Here is a 6,702-nt window from a genome sequence, read left to right as displayed (position 1 = left end):
CCGGACCTCGACGTGATCCCAGGTCGAGGTGGTGACGAACTGCTGCAACTGCTGGTGATCGACCCCGAGCCGCTCGGCCATCGGCTGCATCGACTTGCGCTTGCCCTCCAGCATCAGCCCGCGCAGATACAGCTGCCCCTTCGCCCGCTGGTCACGCCGCGCGAACCCACCGAACATCCGCGCAGCAAACTCCTCGATCACCGGACGAACCTCGTCCATTTCCTCCGGAAGCACCCGCAAAGGAGATCACAGCAACGCCCCGACCAGCCACAACGACACACCTAACAAAGCACTACTAGTGCCGTGTCAAGGATGGTTGTTCCGTAATCGTGCGTGGGTCAGGTGCCCATGAACTCAGACCGCCAGTCTTGGCAGAGAATTCGGCCCCCCGAACCGGGAACTCGCGTGCCTGAACCCGGAACTCGCGGGCTTGAACCGGGAACTCGCGTGCCGGAACCCGGGACTCGCCCGGGTTCCGGGGGTCACCCACCGGGCGTGTCCCCGGTTCAGAACGCCGAGTTCCCGGTTCGGGACAGTGAATTCTCGATTCCTCGCCAGCACCCACCCACCACAACCACACCGAACAGAACACCACCATCGCCAGCCCGCCAAACACGCAACCCAACTACATGATCAACATTGCAAGACGAGGCACTAGAAGGTAGGTCCGACAGGGGTTGCGGCGGCGATCAGTGCTTCGTGGACGTTGACGCCAGCACTGCACCCGGAATGATCGCCGCGGCGGTCACCGCTGTCCTTGCTGTCTCACGTCGACAGAGCTACGTGCGCGCTGACGAATACTCCCGAGGACGCCGGGTGACCTGAGGTAGGAGGTAGAAGGCGGGCACGCATCCAACTGGGGCCGACCAGCTACACCTGACTGATGCCTTTCGCTCGCCGTGCCATTCCCTGAAGCGACTCCTTGGCTGTCGTCACCGTGTGCTTTCTCTGCCTGTTCGGAACGGCCGGCGGTCCTTGGCGTCGAACACTGCCAGGGAGTGTGCTCCAGGTAGAAGTGCTCGTACCAGCGGGTGTAGGAGTGCGTCCTCCATGCCTCCCAGCGCTTCGGCGAGCTCTTCCGAAATATCCCGGGTGATCTCCTCGGCCACGGCATCTACCGGACTGCGGGGGCCCAGCTTGCTGACCACTGCGGCCGCGCGAGCGGGGGTGAGGAGTGCCGAGGCATGGGCCAGGAGCCAGGCCGGAACTCCGGCCGCTCCCGGCAATGGTGGCAGGTAGGGACGTGCGCCGTCGAACCGCTCGTCCTCCGCGAAAGACTTTTGCTTCACCTTGACCACGGGACGCATGTCTACGTTTGCCGAATCCGCTTCCGGCCATTCGCCGGCCGGTTTAAGGACGTAGCCCTCGGCGAGATTGTCCACCAGTTCGGGCAGCCCGAAGAGGGCTGGAACTCTTGTGGGGAAGGCACACGGCAGTTCCTGGAGCTTGTTCAGCGCGCCGTGCCCGAGCGCGGGAGGGCAGCTGAGCCCTGCGTCCGCCGCCGCTTCGCGCAGAGCACGGTCAGAGATCCAGCAGCGTCCCTCCGGCCCCTCGACCGACGCGTCGAACGGCAGCCAGTGCAGGCCCGGCACATACCACACGCCCGTCTGCACCGGCTCGGCCCCGGCAACAACAGGAACACACGGCGTCGACCATGAACGGGCGCTGATCAGCGAGCCCACCCAGCGCGGGGAAGTCCACCCCGGCTGCTTGACACCACGGCCGGTGATCCTCGCGTAGGACCCGACTGCCACGGTCGTGCTGCCCGCTCTTGCCGAGGCGATCAGGGGTCACCTATGAGCCTCGCCAAGGCGAGCGAGGTTATTCGACTGGACCACGTGAAGTTCAACTCTGCGGCGCACATGGATGCCAGTGTGCGCACGCTGGACCAAGCTGACGAACTGATCGCGTGAGACGGCAAACCAGCACGCGGCTACGGCGGAACCGCCGACGTCGTGAACGCCGCTCGTGAGCGCGGGCTGGCGGTGACCGTTTTGTGGGCAGACGGCGCGAGCCGCGACTAGAACCCAGACCATCCCTGCACGTGCTGGGAGGACCCGCTGGTCGATGAGCGCGAGTTGGCGTCGCACTTTGGAGATTGGCTCACTTGTCGATCGATACTCTTGCAGGATTGTTGAACGATATGCTAAGGTTTGCACTCCAACTGCCGGCAAAGTGGCAGTATTTTATGTCTATAATTGCAGGAGATGCAGGCAATGAGGTTCCGAAAGGCGCTGTCCGCCGCGGGTGTACTTGCCGGAGTCACGACCATGACGCTGACCGCCACAGGTACCGCCTCGGCCGCGGATTACACTTGGACGAATCCAGGTGCGAGGCTCCAGGTCGAAAAGCACGGAGACGTGGTCAAACTCTGCGATACCAAGAATAACGGGTATCCCGCTTTTGCCTCAATTTCCTGGGATGGAGGGGCGTCCATTTACACCATACAGACTTCACATTGTGCAACAAAGAGTGCCAGTAATGGCTACAACATTCCGGAAGGCAAGAAGGTCACGATAAAATTCACCGGCAACGACAGTGATAAACCATCGGATGTAAAGACAGTGAATTTTGTCAACAACCGCTAATCTGGCCCATTTTTACTGGGCCGGCAGGGCTGGTGGCACTCATCCATCCGACGGACGCTGGGGTAGCTTTTTCTGCCCCGGAAGCATGTGCCCGCACGAAAGTCTGGTCTGAGTTTATTGCCTTGTGTTGATGCGTCGGCATGGCGACTTGGCCTGGTTCCACGACGGTGTAATCCGGGAAGACTCAGACCTAAGAGTTATGCCGATCTCATTTCGTAGTTGCGTGACCGGAGATGAAGAGACTGACGACGGTGCGCGGGTCGGTGACCATCAGCGCCAACACCGGGTTTGTCAAACTGGACGGCAACCAGGTCTTGGGTCTGGTGACGGTGAACAACAAGACCACCACCCTCGCTGTGCCCCTGGAAGACGCCCCGGCCACCGAGATCGAGGCCAACCGCATCTTCGGCAATCTCGCGTGCTGGGACAACACGCCGCCGACCAACGACGGCCCGCCCAACACTGTCACCGGCACCCGCAGCGGCCGGTGCGCCAGCCTCTAACACCCTGACCACCGCTGGGCTCCGGTCGACACCCCGGCGGGGTCCCGACCGGAGCACCGGGGCTATTCGCGCACTGGCGTTGGACCATCGGTCTTCTGCCAACTGGATGGTAAGAGCGGAATGACGGGAGACTGTCACGTTCCGTTCTGTGGGAGCCGGGGAGTGAGATCCTCCCCGGCCACCCCACTTCGTACCGGGGGAGGCTGGTTGTATCTTGCGACCGTCCTGGACTGCTTCTCCAAAAAAGTCGTCGGATACGCCATGGCCGACCACATGCGAACCGAGACGCGAATCCTCCGGCGCCGCACGTCATGGTGTGGCACTCGGTACGGGAGGACGGCGAGACAAAGACCAAGAAGTCTCGCCGGTCGCTCGCTCTGCCCCAACGGTGCGTCGAGGCACTCAAGGCTCACCGAACAAAGCAGGCGTTTGCGCGACGGCTTGCCGGGGACCGGCGGCAAGAAACCGGCCTTGTGTTCTCGTCGGCGGTCGGGACCGAACTGGACGCGGCCAACGTCCGGCGCGTGTTCCGGAAGGTCGTCGAGAAAGCAGGACTGGACGCCGCGCAAGCTACGGCACAGCTTCGTGTCCTTGCTCTCCGACAACGGCATGCCCATCGAGCAGATCTCTCGCCTCATGGGCCACAACGGCACCACAGTCACGGAGAAGGTCTACCGCCACCAACTGAGGCCGATTGTGGAACACAGCGCCGAAGCAATGGACCAGAAGACAACGAAGCGGCTTAGTGTCCCAGTTAGAGTCCCAGGGCCGGTTTCCCTTGCTTGGGGGACCGGCCCTGACCTTGGGTGGGCCCAGGAGGACTTGAACCTCCGACCTCTTCGTTATCAGGCCAAGATCGCAACTCCGTGATCTTGCCCAACGCCCTGTCGCCTGCTGCTTTGCTGTCCCCAGACGTCCACGAACGTTTGCAGTCATGCAGGACGATTGTCAGGCCGTTTGTCAGGCTCCACCACAGTCTCGACGAGGGAAGATATGCCCAGACAAGCGGTGATGAGCGCATCGGCACAGCCTGAATACGCGCGGGAGCGCGCAGTGGATGGATCACGAGTGGTTGTGTTCCGCCCGTGACTGGATGATCAATCCTCCGACGTAACTTCCCGCTCAACTGCTTTCCACCAGTGGTCGAGGTTACGGCGCGTGCGGAGGCTACTGGGGTGGGTCGCTCCCAACACCCGCAGCTGATCGGCAAGCAACTGTTCCAACTCCGCGATTGCTCCAGCCACATCCCCAGCCTCGCCACGCCACGAAGCCAGATTGTTGCGGGTCGCGAGGGTGTCAGGGTGCTCCGACCCCAACACCCGCAGTTGATCGGCAAGCAAGCGTTCGAACTCTTTCACGGCCCCAGTCACATCCCCAGCCTCGCCACGGACATAGGCCAAATTACCGCGGGTCGTGAGGGTGAGGGGGTGGTTTGGCCCCAGCACCCGCAACACGTCAGCAAGCAGTTGTTCGAACTCCGCGACTGCTCCAGCCGCATCCCCAACCCCGGTACGCCACGACGCCAGATTGTTGCGGGTCATGAGGGTGTCAGGGTGCTCCGACCCCAACACCCGCAGTCGGTCAGCAAGCAGTTGTTCGAACTCCGCGATTGCTCCAGCCACATCCCCAGCTTCGCCACGGGCAGAGGCCAGATTGTTGCGGGTCGCGAGGGTGTCAGGGTGCTCCGGACCCAGCACCCGCAGTCGGTCAGCAAGCACCCGTTCGAACTCCGCGATTGCTCCAGCCACATCCCCAGCGTCATTACGCCACGACGCCAGATTGCTGCGCGTAAGCAAGGTGTCAGGGTGCTCCGAACCCAGCACCCGCAGTCGGTCAGCAAGCAACCGTTCAAACTCTTTCACGGCCCCAGCCACATCCCCAGCCCCGCCACGCCACGACGCCAGATTGCCGCGGGTCATGAGGGTGTCAGGGTGCTCCGACCCCAACACCCGCAGTCGGTCAGCAAGCAGTTGTTCGAACTCCGCGATTGCTCCAGCCACATCCCCAGCGTCATTACGCCACGACGCCAGATTGCTGCGCGTAAGCAAGGTGTCAGGGTGCTCCGAACCCAGCACCCGCAGCTGATCGGCAAGCAACCGTTCAAACTCTTTCACGGCCCCAGCCACATCCCCAGCCTGACCGCGAGAGGAGGCCAGATTGCCGCGGGTCGCGAGGGTGAGAGAGTGGTTTGGCCCTAGCAGCCGCAACACATCAGCAAGCAGTTGTTCGAACTCCGCGACTGCTCCAGCCACATCCCCAGCCTCGCCACGCCACGACGCCAGATTGTTGCGGGTGCCTAGCGTGTCGATGTGGTCGGGGCCGATGCGCTCAGTGGCAAGGGTGTGTAGTTGTTGAAAGTGGGACTGCGCGGCGGCGACCTGGCCGCTTTCGCCGAGGCTGCGTCCAGCACGAAACAACACACTGTGTGGGTCGGGTTCCCACAGGTGTGTTGTGGTAATGGTGTGGAGGGTGTCGGTGTTGGTGCGCAGGACCTGTGCGAGGTCGCTGTCGCGTTGGATGTCAGGCCATGCTTCCAATAATGCGTCCCCGGCGGCCCGCGCGACCGTTCCGAGGTTGATTTCGTTGAGTTGTTCGCGGGTGGCACGTTGGACGAGCGCGTGCACCCGTACCGCACGGTTTGGCTCGTTGAAATCGACGGTGGCCAGGTTCAAGCGGTGCAGACATCGCAGGGCAGTACGTACTTCGTCAGCCGTGATGTCACGGGCGAGGACGTTGGCCAGGTGAGCGAGAACCGCAGGGCTGGTAAAGACCGCGGCGGGGATGCCGCTGGGATCCAGGACGGCGGCCACCTCCAGAACACGGGGCGCCAGACCAGCCGGGCGCATCCTGTCGGCGGCATCGATCGACAGGGACAAGGTCGCGGTCACGGTTTCACGGTGGTCATCAGGCAGCGCCCCGGGTTCCGGCAGCAACTCGGGAAGCCGGCGGCGCCGGTCGGCGACCAACGACCGGTACTCGTGGCAGGTCAGATCTTCGTCGATCAAGTATGCGGCGGCCTGCGCCAATGCCAGCGGTAAATGGCCTAGGTCCTCGGCCAACTCCCCAGCCCCGTCTATCAGGCGGGGATGGTCCGCGAGCTTGTCGGTCAGGTAGGACTGCGACTCGGCCGGGGTGAACACTCCGATCGCTACCATGCGGCGTCGATCACCGATCAGTGCCGCATCACGGCGCCGGGTGGTCGCGACCACCTTGCCGGTTGCGGTATGCGGTGGCCACAGACCGTGCACGTCGCCAGGGCTGTGTAGGTCGTCAAGCACGACCAGCCACTGTTTCGGGGTAGCCGCTAGGGCGGCAAGGAAGCGGCGCGAGGAGCCTGTCACGATTTTTGTGTAAGTCGGAGGTGACTTACTAACGTTTGTAGCTTATCAGAATGGGAGCCGGTTCGGGAAGATTCGAGCGAGTGTGTTCAACGCCACTTTCCATCCGTGGGTTCCTGTGCCAGACGTGCCTCCGCGACGGCTGGAAATGTTGCGCAGTCCGAGGTAGAGAATCTTCATCGCGGCGTCTTTGTCGGGGAAATGGCCGCGGTTTTTGGTGATTTTGCGGAGCTGGAAATTGATGGACTCGATCGCATTTGTGGTGTACACGAT

Annotated in this window: 7 protein-coding genes; 3 read left to right on the top strand and 4 right to left on the bottom strand. The window is 62.6% G+C overall.

The features are described 5' to 3' along the window. Together A3CU_RS0134630 and A3CU_RS0134625 are read right to left on the bottom strand one after the other, a co-directional pair. On the bottom strand, positions 1-219 hold a 219-nt coding region (locus A3CU_RS0134630; RefSeq protein ID WP_027945928.1), incomplete at its 3' end, for a transposase. A 713-nt stretch (positions 220-932) separates the two neighbouring features. After that, positions 933-1,682, bottom strand: a complete 750-nt coding sequence (locus A3CU_RS0134625; protein WP_156960724.1) for a hypothetical protein — start codon at positions 1,680-1,682, stop codon at positions 933-935. Between the two features lie 588 nt (positions 1,683-2,270). Here A3CU_RS0134625 and A3CU_RS53060 point away from each other — a divergent pair. The 3 genes from A3CU_RS53060 to A3CU_RS51825 all read left to right on the top strand — a co-directional run bounded on the left by A3CU_RS53060 (position 2,271) and on the right by A3CU_RS51825 (position 3,961). After that, complete coding sequence (locus A3CU_RS53060) at positions 2,271-2,588, top strand: hypothetical protein (protein ID WP_211246598.1); 318 nt, start codon at positions 2,271-2,273, stop codon at positions 2,586-2,588. 263 nt (positions 2,589-2,851) lie between these two features. After that, the gene (locus A3CU_RS0134615) at positions 2,852-3,091 is read left to right on the top strand and encodes a hypothetical protein (RefSeq protein ID WP_156960722.1); all 240 of its coding nucleotides are present in this window, start codon (positions 2,852-2,854) and stop codon (positions 3,089-3,091) included. Positions 3,092-3,352: 261 nt separating this feature from the next. After that, positions 3,353-3,961, top strand: a complete 609-nt coding sequence (locus A3CU_RS51825) for a tyrosine-type recombinase/integrase (protein WP_342668950.1) — start codon at positions 3,353-3,355, stop codon at positions 3,959-3,961. Between the two features lie 227 nt (positions 3,962-4,188). Here A3CU_RS51825 and fxsT read toward each other — a convergent pair whose 3' ends face one another. Both fxsT and A3CU_RS0134600 read right to left on the bottom strand, forming a co-directional pair. Beyond that, the gene (gene fxsT, locus A3CU_RS48235; protein WP_156960721.1) at positions 4,189-6,432 is read right to left on the bottom strand and encodes an FxSxx-COOH system tetratricopeptide repeat protein; all 2,244 of its coding nucleotides are present in this window, start codon (positions 6,430-6,432) and stop codon (positions 4,189-4,191) included. A 45-nt stretch (positions 6,433-6,477) separates the two neighbouring features. Beyond that, a partial coding sequence (locus tag A3CU_RS0134600; protein ID WP_027946084.1) for a transposase occupies positions 6,478-6,702 on the bottom strand: 225 nt, incomplete at its 5' end.

This window comes from Amycolatopsis taiwanensis DSM 45107 (assembly GCF_000519205.1).
Lineage (GTDB): Bacteria > Actinomycetota > Actinomycetes > Mycobacteriales > Pseudonocardiaceae > Amycolatopsis_E > Amycolatopsis_E taiwanensis.
This window is presented reverse-complemented; position numbering and strand designations above follow the sequence as displayed.

What these genes read in the sequence shown, in the direction of transcription:
- A3CU_RS51825 (WP_342668950.1), top strand. Translation starts at nt 3,353, where the DNA reads ATGGCCGACCACATGCGAACCGAGACGCGAATCCTCCGGCGCCGCACG.
- A3CU_RS53060 (WP_211246598.1), top strand. Translation starts at nt 2,271, where the DNA reads ATGACGCTGACCGCCACAGGTACCGCCTCGGCCGCGGATTACACTTGG.